Origin of the sequence: Burkholderia pyrrocinia (assembly GCF_018417535.1) — a bacterium.
In the GTDB taxonomy this organism is placed as follows: domain Bacteria; phylum Pseudomonadota; class Gammaproteobacteria; order Burkholderiales; family Burkholderiaceae; genus Burkholderia; species Burkholderia pyrrocinia_E.
Genome location: NZ_CP070977.1, coordinates 1,339,954 through 1,355,971, shown reverse-complemented (window position 1 = coordinate 1,355,971; position 16,018 = coordinate 1,339,954). Strand labels below are relative to the sequence as shown.

Genomic DNA, 16,018 nt, shown 5'->3' with positions numbered 1-16,018 from the left:
TGGCCCGCCGGGCGCGTCGCGCGCCGCACCGGCCGAAGGAATCGCACGAACCTCGTCATTACCCAGATTAAGCATCCAGGAAAATCACATGGCTATCGTAGAAGTCAAAGTCCCCCAGCTTTCGGAGTCGGTTTCGGAAGCCACCATGCTGCAGTGGAAGAAGAAGCCGGGCGAAGCAGTCGCGCAGGACGAAATCCTGATCGAACTCGAGACCGACAAGGTCGTGCTCGAAGTGCCGGCACCGGCCGCGGGCGTGCTCGCGCAAGTGCTGCAGAACGACGGTGACACGGTGGTTGCCGATCAACTGATCGCGACGATCGACACCGAAGCGAAGGCAGGTGCAGCCGAAGCAGCGGCAGGCGCCGCCGAAGTCAAGCCGGCAGCAGCGCCTGCTGCAGCCGCACCGGCAGCACAGCCGGTCGCCGCATCGGCATCGAGCTCGGCTGCCGCATCGCCGGCCGCATCGAAGCTGCTGGCCGAGAAGGGCCTGTCGGCGGGCGACGTCGCTGGTTCGGGCCGCGACGGCCGCGTCACGAAGGGCGACGCGCTGGCCGCGGGTAGCGCACCGAAGGCTGCTCCGGCCGCCGCACCGGCCAAGGCCGCCGCGAAGCCGTCGCTGCCGGAAGTGAAGGTGCCGGCGTCGGCGACGGCCTGGCTGAACGACCGTCCGGAACAGCGCGTGCCGATGTCGCGCCTGCGTGCGCGTATCGCCGAGCGTCTGCTCGAATCGCAGCAGACCAACGCGATCCTGACGACGTTCAACGAAGTCAACATGGCTCCGGTCATGGAACTGCGCAACAAGTACAAGGACAAGTTCGAGAAGGAGCATGGCGTGAAGCTCGGCTTCATGTCGTTCTTCGTGAAGGCGGCCGTGCATGCGCTGAAGAAGTTCCCGCTCGTGAACGCGTCGATCGACGGTAACGACATCGTCTACCACGGCTACTTCGACATCGGTATCGCCGTCGGCTCGCCGCGCGGCCTCGTGGTGCCGATCCTGCGCAACGCGGATCAACTGAGCCTCGCCGACATCGAAAAGAAGATCGCCGAATTCGGCCAGAAGGCGAAGGACGGCAAGCTGTCGATCGAGGAAATGACGGGCGGTACGTTCTCGATCTCGAACGGCGGCGTGTTCGGCTCGATGCTGTCGACCCCGATCATCAACCCGCCGCAATCGGCAATCCTCGGCGTGCACGCGACGAAGGAGCGTCCGGTCGTCGAAAACGGCCAGATCGTGATCCGTCCGATCAACTACCTCGCGCTGTCGTACGACCACCGGATCATCGACGGCCGCGAAGCGGTGCTGTCGCTCGTCGCGATGAAGGATGCGCTCGAGGATCCGGCACGCCTGCTGCTCGACCTGTAAGCCGAGTTCCACCGCATTGACCCGCTCCGCACGGGCGCGCGACCCGCGCCGCCCGTGCGGAGGCACAAGAAGAAAGGATTGCCATGTCCAAGGAATTTGACGTCGTCGTGATCGGCGCCGGCCCCGGCGGTTACATCGCCGCGATCCGCGCCGCTCAACTGGGCAAGACCGTTGCCTGTATCGAGAAGTGGAAGAACCCGGTCGGCGCGCTGAAGCTCGGCGGCACCTGCCTGAACGTCGGCTGCATCCCGTCGAAGGCGCTGCTCGCCTCGTCGGAAGAGTTCGAGAACGCGTCGCACCACCTGGCCGACCACGGCATCGCGGTCGACGGCGTGAAGATCGACATCGCGAAGATGATCGGCCGCAAGGACGCGATCGTCGAGAAGATGACGTCCGGTATCGAGTTCCTGTTCAAGAAGAACAAGATCACCTGGCTGAAGGGCCACGGCAAGTTCGCCGGCAAGACCGACGCCGGCGTGCAGATCGAAGTGAGCGGTGAGGGGGAAGCCGAAGTCGTCACCGCGAAGAACGTGATCATCGCGACGGGCTCGAAGGCACGTCACCTGCCGGGCATCCCGGTCGACAACAAGATCGTGTCGGACAACGAAGGCGCGCTGACGTTCGACTCGGTGCCGAAGAAGCTCGCCGTGATCGGCGCAGGCGTGATCGGCCTCGAGCTCGGTTCGGTGTGGCGTCGCCTGGGCGCCGAAGTGACGGTGCTCGAAGCGCTGCCGGCGTTCCTCGGCGCAGCCGACGACGCGCTCGCGAAGGAAGCGGCGAAGCTGTTCAAGAAGCAAGGCCTCGACATTCATCTCGGCGTGAAGATCGGCGAAGTGAAGACGACCGCGGACAGCGTGTCGATCGCCTACACGGACAAGGACGGCAACCCGCAGACGCTCGACGCCGACCGCCTGATCGTGTCGGTCGGCCGCGTGCCGAACACCGACAACCTCGGCCTCGAGGCAATCGGCCTGAAGGCGAACGAGCGCGGCTTCATCGACGTTGACGACCACTGCCGCACGGCGGTGCCGAACGTCTACGCGATCGGCGACGTGGTGCGCGGCCCGATGCTCGCGCACAAGGCGGAAGACGAAGGCGTGCTGGTCGCGGAAGTGATCGACGGCCAGAAGCCGCACATCGACTACAACTGCATTCCGTGGGTGATCTACACGTACCCGGAAATCGCGTGGGTCGGCAAGACGGAGCAGCAACTGAAGGCGGAAGGCCGCGAGATCAAGTCGGGCAAGTTCCCGTTCTCGATCAACGGCCGCGCGCTCGGCATGAACGCGCCGGACGGTTTCGTGAAGATGATTGCAGACGCGAAGACCGACGAACTGCTCGGCGTGCACGTGATCGGCGCGAACGCGTCGGACCTGATCGCGGAAGCCGTGGTGGCGATGGAGTTCAAGGCGGCGTCGGAAGACATCGCTCGCATCTGCCATCCGCACCCGTCGATGTCGGAAGTGATGCGCGAAGCGGCGCTCGCCGTCGACAAGCGTTCGCTGAACAGCTAAGCGCGGTATCGCGCCGGCCGGCGTCCGGCCGGCGCCGCCGTTTGATGACGAAGGCGGGCGGGGTTTCCCGCTCGCCTTCGTTCTTTCCGGTTTGCCCGATGAACGTCACCGAATACTACACGCGCGAACTGACCACGCGCGGCTATCAGTCCGACCCCGCGCAGCGCGCGGCCGTCGATCGCCTGCAGCGCTGTTTCGACGAGTGGGTCGAATACAAGGCGCGCCGATCGAACGCGTTCAAGAAGCTCATCATTCATCCGGACCTCCCGCGCGGCGTCTACATGTGGGGCGGCGTCGGTCGCGGCAAGAGCTTCCTGATGGACAGCTTCTACGCGGTCGTACCCGTGCAGCGCAAGACGCGCCTGCATTTCCACGAATTCATGCGCGAAGTGCACCGCGAGCTCGAGGAACTGAAAGGGCAGGCCGATCCGCTCGACGAACTCGCGCGGCGCATCGCGAAGCGCTACCGGCTGATCTGCTTCGACGAGTTCCACGTGTCGGACATCGCCGACGCGATGATCCTGTACCGTCTGCTCGATCGCCTGTTCAACAACGGCGTGCAGTTCGTGATGACGTCCAACTACGATCCCGACGACCTGTATCCGGACGGCCTGCATCGCGACCGCATGCTGCCGGCGATCGCGCTGATCAAGGACAAGCTCGACGTGCTCAACGTCGACGCGGGCGTCGACTATCGCCAGCGCACGCTCGCGCAGGTGAAGATGTATCACACGCCGCTCGGCGCCGACGCCGATCGCGAACTGCGCCATGCATTCGCGAAGCTCGCCGCGGTACCCGACGAGAGCCCGATCCTGCATATCGAGAAGCGCGAACTGAAGGCGCTGCGCAAGGCGGACGGCGTCGTATGGTTCGACTTCGCGACGCTGTGCGGCGGTCCGCGATCGCAGAACGACTATCTCGAACTCGCGAGCCGCTTTCACGCGATCGTGCTGTCCGAGGTGCCGCAGATGTCGCCGCGGATGGCGTCCGAGGCGCGCCGCTTCACCTGGCTGATCGACGTGCTGTACGACCACAAGGTCAAGCTGCTGATGTCCGCGGCGGTGCCGGCGGAGCAGTTGTACGTGGAAGGCCCGATGGCCAACGAATTTGCGCGCACGGTCTCGCGTATCGTCGAGATGCAGTCGAAGGAGTATCTCGAAACGCCGCGCCGCATCGTCGATACGTCGCTGACCTGATTGCGATTTCCGGCAATTGGCGCGATTCAAACGTCAATTCCGGTCAAATTCATCGAATCCCAGGGTATTTTCGGATTTGTCTTATATTCATTGTTGAGGTGAGCCGATATCGTTGTGTCATGGTTACCAAGGCTGGAGATGTCCATGACACCGTATCGCGATCTGACCGACCATGAGTGGCGCTGCGTCGTGCCGCTTCTGCCCGAAATGCAGCCGCGCACCGAGTTGCGCGGCCGACCGCTAGCCAATACGCGTGCTGTTCTGAACGGCGTGCTCTGGGTGATCTACAGCGGCGCAACGTGGTCCGCCATGCCGCGCCGTTACCCTTCGTATCAGACATGCCATCGCCGCTTCAAGGTCTGGCACGAGACGGGCACGTTGTTGAACGTGATGCGTGAGCTTTATGGCGACTCGGGCGTGAATCTGTGCAACGAGTTGTCCACACGGATGCGCAAGCACGCGCAATCGAAGGCAGCGGAGGCGCGCAGCAGTGTGGCGCCCGCGTGTCGCGCACCGGGTGGTTATGCGCCGGACGCACTGAAGCACGCGGCGTGATGTCCGTCGTTTGCTTCTACGCACGCGCCAAAAGAAAATCGGCCTGACGACTTCGTCGCAGGCCGATTTTTCATTGAGCCGCGCGTTTCGGCGCGTGCCGCGTTACTGCTGGCGAACCCAGGTCTGCGACCGGCCAAGCAGCGACACGCCGATATAACCGCGTACGACGAGCTTCTGGCCGCCGTCTTCAAGCGTCATCTTGCACTTGTAGACCTTGCCGTTCTCCGGGTCGAGAATGTTGCCGCCGTCCCAGTGATCGCCTTCCTTCTTCATCGCCTTGATGATCGTCATGCCCTTGATGAGCTGATCCTTGCGCTCGTCCGTGCAGGCGGTGCAGCGGCGATCGGGCGTATCGTTCGCGCCGAGGCCCTTGACGACCTTGCCCGCCAGCGATCCGTCGCCGTCCTCGGCGATCTGCACGAGTGCCTTCGGCTGATGGGTGTTGTCGTCGATCGTCTGCCACATGCCGATGGGGTTGTCGGCTTGCGCGAACGTGGGTGCTGCGCAGGCGAGCAGTGCGCCGGCGACGGCGATTGCACGCAACGGGCGGGTCAGTTGAATCATTGTCATCCTCCTTGTTTTGCATGTCGTGTTCGATTCGCTCGCACGACCGTCTGCATGGGGCGGGCATGTTGCGAGCTTCGCCAGAATACGTGAAACCGCGCGCCAAGTTTGATAGAGGGGACTCTAATCGAAACAGCCCGCATGACGCGGGCTGCCTGCTGACCGATCAGTTGAGCTGATACGAGAATGCGGCGTTGATGCGCGGGCTGCGCGATGCGCTTTCGACGGGGGCGTCGCCAACCGGTTTCGCGACGTTCAGGTCGAGACTGTAGTAACGGCTGTCCGTGAACCGCACGCCGATGCCGACCGACGACAGGCGGCTCGGCGACGGCGTGCCCGCATGCAGGTAGACGCGCGCCATGTCGTATGCGATGTACGGCGTGATGGATTTCAGATACGTCCAGCCCGGCGTGAAGCCACGGTTGACCTCCAGCGACATCCCCCAGCCCGAGTCGCCCGACGTTTCGCCGGGCTGGTAGCCGAGCGCATAGCGGGTCGAGCCGAACGAGATCTGTTCGGATGTCGGCAGCGAGTCAGGGCTGTATTGCCCGGTCAGCGAAACCGACGTGCCGATCCGGAACGGCCATTCGTTGGTTTGCGTGAAGGTCGCGCCGGTGCGGACGAAGGTCAGCGAAATCGGGCTGTCGACCGAGGTCGTCGTCGTGCCGACGGTCACGTCCTGCGCTTTCGACGCGCCGAGGATGTTGAACCCCTTCGCGACGTTGACGCTCAGCTTCTGTACCTGTTTCGACGAAACGCTGGTGTAGTCGAGCTGCATCTGCAGCACGCGGACCTGCGAGCGGGTGTCGAGCGTCGCGCCGTTGATCTGGTTCTGGTAACGGTCCTCGTTGTGCGATGCATAGCCCGACACGGTGCCGAGCAGGCTGCGCTGGTTGTTCAGCAGCAACGGATAGGATGCCGAAAGACCGAGCTTCTCGTTCTTGACGGTGCGCTCGACATACGACGGCAAACCCGGGTTGTTGGTCGGCTTGCCGCGATAGGTGCTCGCGTCGAGGCGCGTGATCAGGCCGCTGCTGCCGACGGGCACCGCGCCGCTGAACGCGAAGTAGGTCTGCTTGTCGCGCCCCGGCGGCGCCAGCGCGGAGATGCTCAGCTGCTCGCCGAACGACGTGAGGCCGTTTTCGGTCGCGGTGATGAGGCCCTGGACGCCCGGGTGGTTGAAGTCGATACCGGTGCTGACGTTGAACGGCTTGCGGTCGACCGCGAGTTCGAGCGTCGTTGCGCCGTCGGTGGTTTGCGGCGGCGGCACATTCGCCTTCACCGTGAGGCCGGGCAGCAGGCCGAACGTGTTCACGTAGCGCTCGAACGTCGCGCGGCGCAGCGGGCGATCCGCAGTGATATGCGCGGCGATCGCGCGAATCTTCGGTTCCATCGCGCCGGGCTTGCCGGTGACCTTGACGTCGGACACATAGCCTTCGACGACCGTGACGCGCACGACGCCGTTCTCGAACGTTTGCGCGGGAACGAACGCGAACGACAGCGCGTAGCCGCGATCCTGGTACAGCTTCGTCACGCCGTTGGCGGTTTCGATCAACTGGCCGATCGTGATGTCCTTGCCGACGAGGGGCGTGAAGCGACGCGAGATTTCCTCGAACGGCACCGACTTCACGCCTTCGACCTGGAACGTCGTCGGCGTCAGGTGTCGCGACAGCAGTTCCTGCAGTTGCGGTGCCTGGGGTGCGACCTGCACGGTGACGTTCGGGCCCGTCTTCGGTGCGTTGATCTGGGGAAGGGAGTCGAGCGGGTTACCCGCGACGCGCGTTTGTGCATGTGCCGTGCTTGCTGCCGCGATGGCGAGCAGCATCATCCATCTGTCGAGTCTGGATTTCATTGTTCTTCCTCGTAGGCCTTGCTTTTCAGCTTCTTTCTAATGCAGGCGCGCGACACCAGGGTGTCGCGCGCCGCGTGCCGCAATGCCGGTTGTATTTACGGCCGCGCCATCCGCACCGGCTGCGAAGGCGCGACCGTCCTCCTTACTTGCCAACGCTACCCAGCGTGCCCAGCAACCCCGTTACCGGTGCCAGCAGGCCTGTCGAACTGCCACCCGACGATGCCGTACCCGACGCGCTGCCGACCAGCGACGTGATCGGCGCGAGCGGGCTCGAGCCCCCGGATCCTGTCGCACCGCCGACCGCTCCGGTGACAGTATTCAGCAAACCGGTGACGGGCGCGAGAGGGTTTGCACTGCCTGCGCCACCCGTTGCGCCGCCGAGCGTGCCCGTTACAGTCGACACGAGATTCGTGACCGGGGCGAGCGGGCCGCCGCTACCGCCTGCCGCGCCACTCAGTGCGCCGGTCACCGTCGAGACGAGGCCGGTGACCGGAGCGAGCGGGCCGCTGCTCGTGCCGCCCGTTGCGCCACCGAGTGCGCCCGTGAGCGAGCCGAGCGGCGTCGAGCCGAGACCCGACAGCAGGCCGCCGAGCGGGTTCGTCGAACCGGAGCCCGACGACGTGCCGCTCTGGACGTTAGCCGTCGAGCCGCCGACGAGGCTCGTGATCAGGCCGGGGATCGGTGCCGCACCGTTCGGGCCGTTCGGGTTGACGAGGCCGCCCGCGTTGGTCACGGTGTTGCCGACCACGGTCACGAGCTGACCGACATCGCCGACGAGCGGCTGGTTCGATGTGCTACCGACCTGCTTGCCGGCAGAGCTGATCGCGCCGCCGACCTGGCCGAGCAGTCCCGACACGGGTTGGCCGAGGCCGGTCGTCGTGCCGACCTGTTGCGTGACCTGGCCGGCGGTGATCACGAGCGGCGTGATCGCCGAGCTGAGCGGCTGCGTGACCTGCTGCACGGCACCCGACGACAGCGTCGAGCCGATCGTCGTGCCGGCGGCCGTCAGGCCGTTGGCGACCGTGTCGAGCACGGTGCCGACCGGGGTGGTGACGGGGGCGAGCGGCGCGAGCGGGCCCGTGCCGAGCGCCTTGACCGTCGAACTCAGGCCGGACACCGTGTTGCTCGTCGCGCCGACGACATTGCCGAGACCGGCAACCGTCGTGCCGACCGGATCCTTCGTCGAGCCGATCTGTCCCAGCCCGTTGCTCACCGCATCGGCGGCTGCGCCGACGATCGTGCCGGTGCTGGAGAGCGTGCTGCCGACGCCCTTCGTCACGCCGTCGCCGAGGCCCGGCAGGCTGATGTTGCCGACCGTGCTGCCGAGGTCGGTGGCCGTCTGGCCGACCGTGCTGACGACACCTTTGGTGCCGGTGGTCGTGCCGCTGGTGCCGCTCGTGCCGGACGTACCGCTGGTGCCGCTGGACGAGCCGTTGTTGCTGCTGGTCGGCGGCGAGCTGACACCGCCGCCGCCGCAGGCGGCCAGCAGGCAGGCTGCGGCGAAGGCGGTGAGGGGCGCGCGCCACTGGCGCAGGGCGGTCGTCGTGAGGGAACGTTGCTGGGACATGAAGGACTCCTCGCTGTCTTTTGGATGAGTGGATATCGGCTTACTTGCCGTGCGTGCCGCCGAGCAGGCCGCCGATCAGCGACGTGACAGGCGCGAGCGGATTCGACGACGAACCCGAGTTCGTGACGGCACCCGTGCCGCCGCTCAGTGCCGGTACGCCGACTGTGCTGGTGACCGTGGACACGGCATTCGTCACCGGAGCGAGCGGGCTGCTGCCGCCGGCACCGCTCGTCGCGCCGCCGAGTGCGCCCGTGACTGCACCGAGGAGACCCGTGACCGGCGCGAGCGGGCTGCCGCTCGTACCGCCCGTTGCACCGCCGAGTGCGCCGGTGACTGTGGAGACGAGGCCGGTGACCGGCGCGAGCGGGCTGCTGCTGCCGCCCGTTGCGCCGCCGAGTGCGCCGGTGACCGTGGAGACGAGGCCGGTGACCGGAGCGAGCGGGCCGCTGCTGCCGCCCGTTGCGCCGCCGAGTGCGCCGGTGACCGTCGAGACGAGGCCGGTGACCGGCGCGAGCGGGCCGCTGCCGCCACCCGTTGCGCCGCCGAGTGCGCCGGTGACCGTGGAGACGAGGCCGGTGACCGGGGCGAGCGGGCCGCTGCCGCCGCCCGTTGCGCCACCGAGTGCGCCGGTGACCGTGGAGACGAGGCCCGTGAGCGGTGCGAGCGGGTTGGTTACGCCGCCGGTGCCGCCCGTGAGCAGGCCGCCGACGGCCTTCACGGTATTGCCCGTCGTCGAGACGGTGTTGCCGAGGCCCGTCGTGACGGGGTTGCCGCCTGTCGACGCAAGGAGCGCGCCGGCCTGGTTCAGGCCATTGCCGACGGTGCCGAGCAGTGTGTTGGCGGGGGCGCCGAGGCCGGTCGTCGTGCCGATCGTCTGGGTCGTCTGGCCGACCATCGTCGTGATCGGCGTGATGGCCGAGCTGACCGTCTGCGTGACTTGCTGGATCGGGCCGGTCGACAGTGCGTTCGTGAGGGTGGTGCCGCCGTTCGACACAGCGCCGCCGAGCGTCGACACGAGGCCGCCGACGGCGCCCGTGACCGGTGCGAGCGGCGACAGCGGGCCGCTGCCGAGGCTCGTGACCAGGTTGCCGGTCTGCGTGACCGCGCCGCCGAGCTGGTTGACCACGCCGCCCGTGCTGGCGACCGTCGTGCCGATCGGGTCCTTCGTTGCGCCGAGCTGGCCGAGACCGTTGCCAAGGCCGTTGCCGAGTGCGGTCACCGCGCCGCCGACGTTTTGCACGATGCCGCCCGCGGCTTGCGTGGTGGCCGGGTTGACGCCCGGCAGCGACTGGCTGGCGATGACGGAGCCGAGACCCGAGACGGTTCCGCCGACACCCGTGACGAGATTGCTGCTGTTTGCGAGGACAGTTCCCACCGCGTTCGACGACACACCCGAGGTGCCGCTCGTGCCGCTGGTCGTTCCACTCGTCGAGCCGCTGGTGCTGCCGCTCGTCGAACCACTCGTGCTGCCGCTGGTCGAGCCGCTGGTGCTGCCCGACGTGCCGCCGCTCGTCGAACCCGACGTGCTGCCGGAGGTACCGTCGCCCGACGTAGAGAGCGACTCGCCACCGCCCGAGCTCGAGCCACCGCCGAGGCCCTGGCTGATGGAACCGGAGCCGCCGCACGCGGAGAGGGAAAGCATGGCTGCAACGGTGGCCGCGATCAGAGTCGTCCGGAACACGCCATGAGGGATAACCTTAATGTCCATTTTGTCCTCGCATTAAAAATGTGTTGTGAACTGCGTTGTGTTGAGTGGTGCGAGGACTACTCTGCAACTGTCGTGCCATTTCGATGCCCGACGGTTCGGCAACAGGTTTTAAACGAGGCAATTCCTTGTCGGAAAAGGAAGTTATGGAGATTGAAAGATTGTTGAATCTGTTTAAGTGCGGACGAATGAGAACGGTTTCGGCCGTTTCGTAACGTAACGTCACAACATTGGCGTTACGCGTGCGGCGTAACGTGGCGCCCGCGCAGGCTTGGTGGACGAGGCAATTGTTTTACTGGTGGATTTAGGTGTGCACATCTAACCTATCGTAAATCCTATGTGTAAGACGTACCGAAACGCCGTACAAATACGTCGTGCTCCTGGTCATTTTTTTCGATCCGGGTCGGTAAAAGAGGTTGGAAGTTAAATGGGATCGGATATAGAATCCGGAGCAGATGTAAGCAAATGTACGGTTCGGTACACAACGTTCGAGGAGGGTCGCTATCGCGAATGTTAACTTGCATCAAATCGTGAGACATGCCCTTCGGGGCGACCTATAAAGAAAGCGCACCCGGTTGTCGTTGCAGAAGATGTGGCGAACGACGCGGGGCAAGGGCCAATATGCGGGGACGTATACGTATAAAAGGCCAAAAAACGTAAATACAGGCACGAGGAATAAAATGAAAGCAATGTTGATTCGCTTCCTTCGGGAAGAAGACGGGGTTACCGCGATCGAGTATGGTCTGATTGCGGGGCTGATCGCTGTCGCGATCGTCGCCGGTGTGACGTCGATCGGCGGCAGTCTCGGGACCATGTTCACCAATCTCGGCACTTGCGTGACTACGCGCACGGCTGCCGCCTGTTCGGCCGCTACCATCTGGGGCTGACCTACCGTAAATAATTGGAACGACCTCATTACTTCGTGAAAGTCGTTTTGGTTCGGTAGCGAGCAGATTGCCTCGGCAATCTGCTCGCACCGACATTTGCGGCGGGCAGTTGCGCGATGGCATATCTTATTTTCAGCGGGGCATTCCTGGCTTGGGTGACGTTTGTCGCGGCCAGTGATATCCGATTTCGGCGCATTTCGAATTCGCTCGTCCTGGCGGGGTTGATCGTCGGGTTCGGGGGCGCGATTTTTAACGCGAATCCATTCGGAATCTCGCTGCCTCAGGCAATGCTCGGCATGCTGGTCGGGCTGGTCGGCCTTTTCCCCTTTTTCATGCTGCGCGTGATGGGGGCGGCAGATGTAAAGACATTTGCCGTGCTCGGTGTGTGGTGTGGCGCGCACGCGCTGCTCTGGCTCTGGGTTGCCGCGAGCCTGGCGGCCGGTATTCATGCAGTTGTCTTGATCCTGTTGTCGCGGACGTCGCCTGGCACGTTGTGGCGCCGCGGCGAGCCTGTGCTGGCGCTCGGCAAATATCGGGCGACGCCCTATGCGGCATGTCTGGCGATACCGGCTGCCGCGTGGCTTGCCTATCTGGTTGAAACGGGGGGCGTGCGATGAAGCGACTGAGGCAGCCACTGGGATACCGGAGGCAGCGCGGGGCGACAGCGGTCGAATTCGCAATCGTTTTTCCGCTGTTCTTCATGATTTTCTACGCGATCCTCAGTTTCGGGATGATCTTCGTCATTCAGCAAAGCTTGACGCTGGCGGCCAGCGAAGGCGCGCGTGCGGGCTTGAATTACGCGCCGACCCTGGCCGCGCGTGTGACGAACGCAACGACTGCCGCACAGAATGTCCTGGGCTGGCTGAATATCAGCCCGCCGCAAGTGGCTGCGCCGCAGTGCAGTTACGACACGACGAATCCGCCGACGCTGTATTGCCTGACGGTCACGGTGAGCTACTCGCCGGAAGCGTGGGTCACGACCATGCCATTCCTTGGGGCCATCATCACCCAACCGTTGACGAGTACGGCAGTCGTGCAGATCCCGCAGTCCATCCTATGAGAGGGGCAGCGTGACGCAACAGGTTCGCGAGCACATGAATCGAGCAACAGGAAAAACCTACTCGGACTTTTATTCCGGCATCCATACAAAAACATGGCCAACAACCTAACCAAGATCATCGCGGGGCTGCTGATTGCGATCGCTGTTCTGCTCGGAATCTATGCGTGGATGCTCGGGCGCAGTTCGCCGGCTCCCGTGCCAACGCAGCAGATCGCGACGGCAAATCCCGTGCCGGTCGTGATCGCGACGCGCACGTTGCCGGCGGGTCAGCCGATTACCGCCGACGCGTTGAAGGTTCAACCGACCGCGCCGATGCCGGTCGGTGCGTTCGACAATCCGGGCGAGCTCGTCGGCCGGGTGCCGACGCGGGACATTCCGGCTTCGTCGCCGGTTGTCTCGGGCGCATTGGTGTCGGGCCTTGCCGAGGACGTGCAGCCGGGCGAGCGCGCGATCGCGGTTCGCGTCGACGAGAACAACGCGGTCGGTAACCGGCTGCGGCCCGGCAATTTCGTCGACGTGTTCCTGAACCTCAAGCGCGAGAGCAGTTCGTCGATGTTCGACGGGGAAATCTCGCAGACGCAGGCACGATTGCTGTTGTCGAAGGTGCGTGTGCTGTCGTTCGGTGATGCAACGACCGAGCGCGACAGCGGCAACAACACGAACGGCAATAACGGCCAGCCGTCGAATGTGCGCATCGCGGTGCTTGCGGTGCCGACCGCGCAGGTCGATGCGTTGACGCTCGGCGAGGCGAGCGGCCGATTGACCCTTGCATTGCGCAACTCGCGCGACGACGAGCTTGCCATGCAGACGGTTGCGGTACGTACGGACAACAAGCTGTCGCCGTCGGCGCTCGCGGCCGCCGGCGTGTCGCTGCAGCAACTGTCCGGGACGCAGCGCAACGCGGTGGCCAACGTGAACGTGCCGCCGCTGCCGCCGCGCCTGCCGCCGTCGGTGCGGCCGAGCGGTGGCGGCGGCGGTATCGAGGTGATTCGCGGCGGCCGCTCGGAAACGGTTGCTTACTGAAAGACATCGACGGTCATCGATATCAGCGACGACAGGTAAAAGGCCGACAGACGGTCCAACGAACAATGAAAAACACACTGATTGCATTCGCGATTGCCATCTGGGCCATGACATTTGCATCGCTTGCCAGCGCAAGCGGCACGATCGAACTCGCCGTTGGCGCGCAACGGCAGATTTCGGCCGGCCGCGCGCTGCAGCGCGTCGCGGTTGGCGATCCTGCGGTCGCCGACGTGCTGATCATGAAGGGCAGTCGTTCCGGATCGGTGCTGCTGATCGCGAAGGCGCCGGGTGCGACGAACGTGATGCTGTGGGAGCGCGGCCGCGACGAGCCGACGGTCTGGAATGTCGAAGTCGTCGATGCGTCCGCGCATGCGGTGCTCGACGGTTCCACGCCGCGCGTGAATGCGTACGGCGGAACGGCGGTGCTGCAGGGAGCGTCGGCATCGCTCGATGCGCACGACCGCGCAGTCGCGGTCGGCAAGAACATGAGCGCGAAAGGCGCCGTGATCGATCGCTCGACGATCGCAGGCAAGAATGTCGTGCAGGTCGATGTGCGCGTCGTCGAATTCAGCCGCTCGGTGCTCAAGCAGGTTGGCTTCAACTTCTTCAAGCAAAGCAACGGGTTCTCGTTCGGCTCGTTCTCGCCGGGCGGTGTTCAGTCATACAACGGCGGATCGGGCCCCGGTACCGCCGGATACATTCCGACGCTCGGTGCGCCCGTAGCGTCGGCCTTCAACCTGGTCGTGAACGCAGCCGGGCGCGGCATCTTCGCCGACCTGTCGTTACTCGAGGCCAACAATCTCGCCCGCGTGCTCGCGGAGCCGACGCTCGTCGCATTGTCGGGCCAGAGCGCCAGCTTCCTTGCCGGTGGCGAGATTCCGGTGCCGTCGCCGCAAGGGCTTGGCTCGACTGCGATCCAGTGGAAGCAGTACGGCGTCGGGCTTTCGCTGACACCTACGGTGCTGAGTCCTCAGCGGATCGCGCTGAAGGTTGCGCCGGAGTCGAGCCAGCTCGATTTCGTGAACAGCGTGACGATCAGCGGCGTCGCAGTACCGGGCATCACGACCCGCCGTGCGGATACGACAGTCGAGCTCGGTGACGGCGAGAGCTTCGTGATCGGCGGTCTGATCGATCGCCAGACGATGTCGAACGTGAGCAAGGTGCCGTTGCTCGGCGATCTGCCGATCATCGGCACGTTCTTCAAGAACATGAACTATCAGCAGAATGACAAAGAGCTGCTGATCATCGTGACGCCGCATCTCGTCGCACCAATCGCGAAGGGTGCGGTGCTGCCTGCAACGCCGGGCGAGCTGTCCGAACAGCGCAACGGGCCGGTCTGGCAATCGTATCTCGGCGGCGCCGCATCACCGGACGCTGCACCGGGGTTTTCGAAATGAGTGCGAAGCATCGCGTGTCGCGGTGCTTTGGCACACCTTGCGTAATCGGGGGTGTTCAACATGAACGCGCGAATCCAGTCATTGTGTGAACCCGCCGTGACCGATTATTTCGTTTGCGCATCGCAACAGGAGGCGCATGTCCGCTGGCTGGCCGATACGCTCGTGTCGGCCGGTGCGGTCGAGGCCGCATCGCTCGAACCGGGCGTGCTTGCACAGCGCATCACGGGCCTCAATCCGGCGCTCGTCTTCATCGATTTCTCGGACGGCAGCACGGCAGCGAGCATTGCCGCCGCCGCGGTTCGCGCCACGCATCCGGGGTTGCCGATCGTTGCGCTCGGTTCGCTCGCACAGCCGGAGAGCACACTCGCCGCATTGCGCGCCGGCGTTCGCGATTTCATCGACGTGTCGGCACCGGCCGAGGAGGCGCTGCGCACGACGCGCGGGCTGCTTGCGAACGTCGCCGAGCCGGCGAGCCGCCACGGCAAGCTCGTCGCGTTGCTTGGTGCGCGCGCCGGCATGGGCGTGAGCACGCTCGCGGCGAATCTCGCCGTATGGCTGCAGAAGCGCGCGGCGAGCCCGGGGGCGGGCGGCGTGCCGATTGGCGGCACACCGGCCGGTCGCCAGACCGCACTCGTCGACCTGGGGCTGCCGGCAGGCGATGGCGCGCTGTTCCTGAATACCCGCTGCGAATTCCATTTCATCGATGCGGTTCACAACCTGCGCCGCATCGACCGGACCTTCGTGAATACCGCGCTGACCCGGCATGAGAGCGGCGTCGCATTGACGACGCTGCCGGCCGATCTCGGCGGACTGCGCGACGTCTCGTATGCGTCGTGTGCCGGTTTGCTGAACCGGTTTCGCGCGTTCTTCGATCAGCAGGTCGTCGATCTCGGCGGCTTTTCGAACCGCGAGTTCGTTGCCCAGATCACGAGCTCGGCCGACGAAGCGTGGCTCGTCTGCGATCAGGGCGTCGCGTCGATCGTGTCGGCAGCCGATCTGCTTACCGGGCTGCGCGACGCGGGCGTCGATACCGATCGCGTCCGGCTCGTCGTCAACCAGTACGACCCTGCACTCGACCTGACGCCCGCGCAGATTGCCGATCGCCTCGGCTTGTCGCTGGTCGGTACCTTGCCGTCGCGCCGCGTCGCGATCGGCCATGCGGCGAACCAGGGCCGGCTCATCGTCGATATGGCGGAGCGCGATCCGTACGTGCGCGCGCTCGAGTCGCTCGCCGCGAGGCTGCCAGGCGTGTCGGTCAGGTCGGCCGCACCGCGTCCGGCATCCGGCCTGTCCGCGCTGAAGCGTTTCATTCAACCCTCGTCCAAGCGGTCGTAA

General features: G+C 65.0%; 14 protein-coding genes. 10 read left to right on the top strand and 4 right to left on the bottom strand.

What is annotated here, in order from left to right; all coding sequences use genetic code 11:
• The first annotated feature begins 88 nt into the window (after window positions 1-88).
• The 4 genes from odhB to JYG32_RS06380 all read left to right on the top strand — a co-directional run bounded on the left by odhB (window position 89) and on the right by JYG32_RS06380 (window position 4,628).
• A complete protein-coding gene (odhB, locus tag JYG32_RS06395; RefSeq protein ID WP_213265021.1) occupies window positions 89-1,363 on the top strand; it encodes a 2-oxoglutarate dehydrogenase complex dihydrolipoyllysine-residue succinyltransferase in 1,275 nt (424 codons plus the stop codon).
• Window positions 1,364-1,446: 83 nt separating this feature from the next.
• Entirely contained in the window at window positions 1,447-2,877 is a 1,431-nt protein-coding gene (lpdA, locus tag JYG32_RS06390; RefSeq protein ID WP_213265020.1) for a dihydrolipoyl dehydrogenase, read from the top strand.
• A 98-nt stretch (window positions 2,878-2,975) separates the two neighbouring features.
• A complete protein-coding gene (zapE, locus tag JYG32_RS06385; protein ID WP_096470789.1) occupies window positions 2,976-4,073 on the top strand; it encodes a cell division protein ZapE in 1,098 nt (365 codons plus the stop codon).
• Window positions 4,074-4,217: 144 nt separating this feature from the next.
• Window positions 4,218-4,628, top strand: coding sequence for a transposase (locus tag JYG32_RS06380; RefSeq protein ID WP_174381460.1), 411 nt, complete (start codon window positions 4,218-4,220; stop codon window positions 4,626-4,628).
• 102 nt (window positions 4,629-4,730) lie between these two features.
• Here the strand turns inward: JYG32_RS06380 and JYG32_RS06375 are convergent, their stop codons facing one another.
• From JYG32_RS06375 to JYG32_RS06360, 4 genes are all read right to left on the bottom strand, one after another.
• Window positions 4,731-5,192, bottom strand: coding sequence for a DUF2147 domain-containing protein (locus tag JYG32_RS06375; RefSeq protein WP_213265019.1), 462 nt, complete (start codon window positions 5,190-5,192; stop codon window positions 4,731-4,733).
• Between the two features lie 166 nt (window positions 5,193-5,358).
• Window positions 5,359-7,044: a ShlB/FhaC/HecB family hemolysin secretion/activation protein gene (locus JYG32_RS06370; RefSeq protein ID WP_174381462.1), complete on the bottom strand. Its 1,686-nt coding sequence runs from the start codon at window positions 7,042-7,044 to the stop codon at window positions 5,359-5,361.
• A 142-nt stretch (window positions 7,045-7,186) separates the two neighbouring features.
• Window positions 7,187-8,611 carry a collagen-like triple helix repeat-containing protein gene (locus JYG32_RS06365; protein ID WP_213265018.1) on the bottom strand — a complete coding sequence of 475 codons (1,425 nt, stop codon included), beginning with the start codon at window positions 8,609-8,611 and terminating at the stop codon, window positions 7,187-7,189.
• 40 nt (window positions 8,612-8,651) lie between these two features.
• Entirely contained in the window at window positions 8,652-10,319 is a 1,668-nt protein-coding gene (locus tag JYG32_RS06360; protein WP_213265017.1) for a collagen-like triple helix repeat-containing protein, read from the bottom strand.
• 677 nt (window positions 10,320-10,996) lie between these two features.
• Between JYG32_RS06360 and JYG32_RS06355 the strand changes: the two genes are divergently transcribed.
• The 6 genes from JYG32_RS06355 to JYG32_RS06330 all read left to right on the top strand — a co-directional run bounded on the left by JYG32_RS06355 (window position 10,997) and on the right by JYG32_RS06330 (window position 16,018).
• Complete coding sequence (locus tag JYG32_RS06355) at window positions 10,997-11,203, top strand: Flp family type IVb pilin (RefSeq protein WP_213265016.1); 207 nt, start codon at window positions 10,997-10,999, stop codon at window positions 11,201-11,203.
• A 116-nt stretch (window positions 11,204-11,319) separates the two neighbouring features.
• A complete protein-coding gene (locus tag JYG32_RS06350) occupies window positions 11,320-11,820 on the top strand; it encodes an A24 family peptidase (RefSeq protein WP_213265015.1) in 501 nt (166 codons plus the stop codon).
• Window positions 11,817-12,263, top strand: a complete 447-nt coding sequence (locus JYG32_RS06345) for a TadE/TadG family type IV pilus assembly protein (protein ID WP_213265014.1) — start codon at window positions 11,817-11,819, stop codon at window positions 12,261-12,263. The genes JYG32_RS06350 and JYG32_RS06345 overlap by 4 nt, the downstream gene beginning before the upstream one ends.
• Before the next feature lie 93 nt (window positions 12,264-12,356).
• Complete coding sequence (cpaB, locus tag JYG32_RS06340; RefSeq protein ID WP_213265013.1) at window positions 12,357-13,286, top strand: Flp pilus assembly protein CpaB; 930 nt, start codon at window positions 12,357-12,359, stop codon at window positions 13,284-13,286.
• A gap of 65 nt (window positions 13,287-13,351) precedes the next feature.
• On the top strand, window positions 13,352-14,683 hold the full coding sequence (locus tag JYG32_RS06335; protein WP_213265012.1) for a type II and III secretion system protein family protein: 1,332 nt from the start codon (window positions 13,352-13,354) through the stop codon (window positions 14,681-14,683).
• A gap of 60 nt (window positions 14,684-14,743) precedes the next feature.
• On the top strand, window positions 14,744-16,018 hold the full coding sequence (locus JYG32_RS06330; protein ID WP_213265011.1) for a fimbrial protein: 1,275 nt from the start codon (window positions 14,744-14,746) through the stop codon (window positions 16,016-16,018).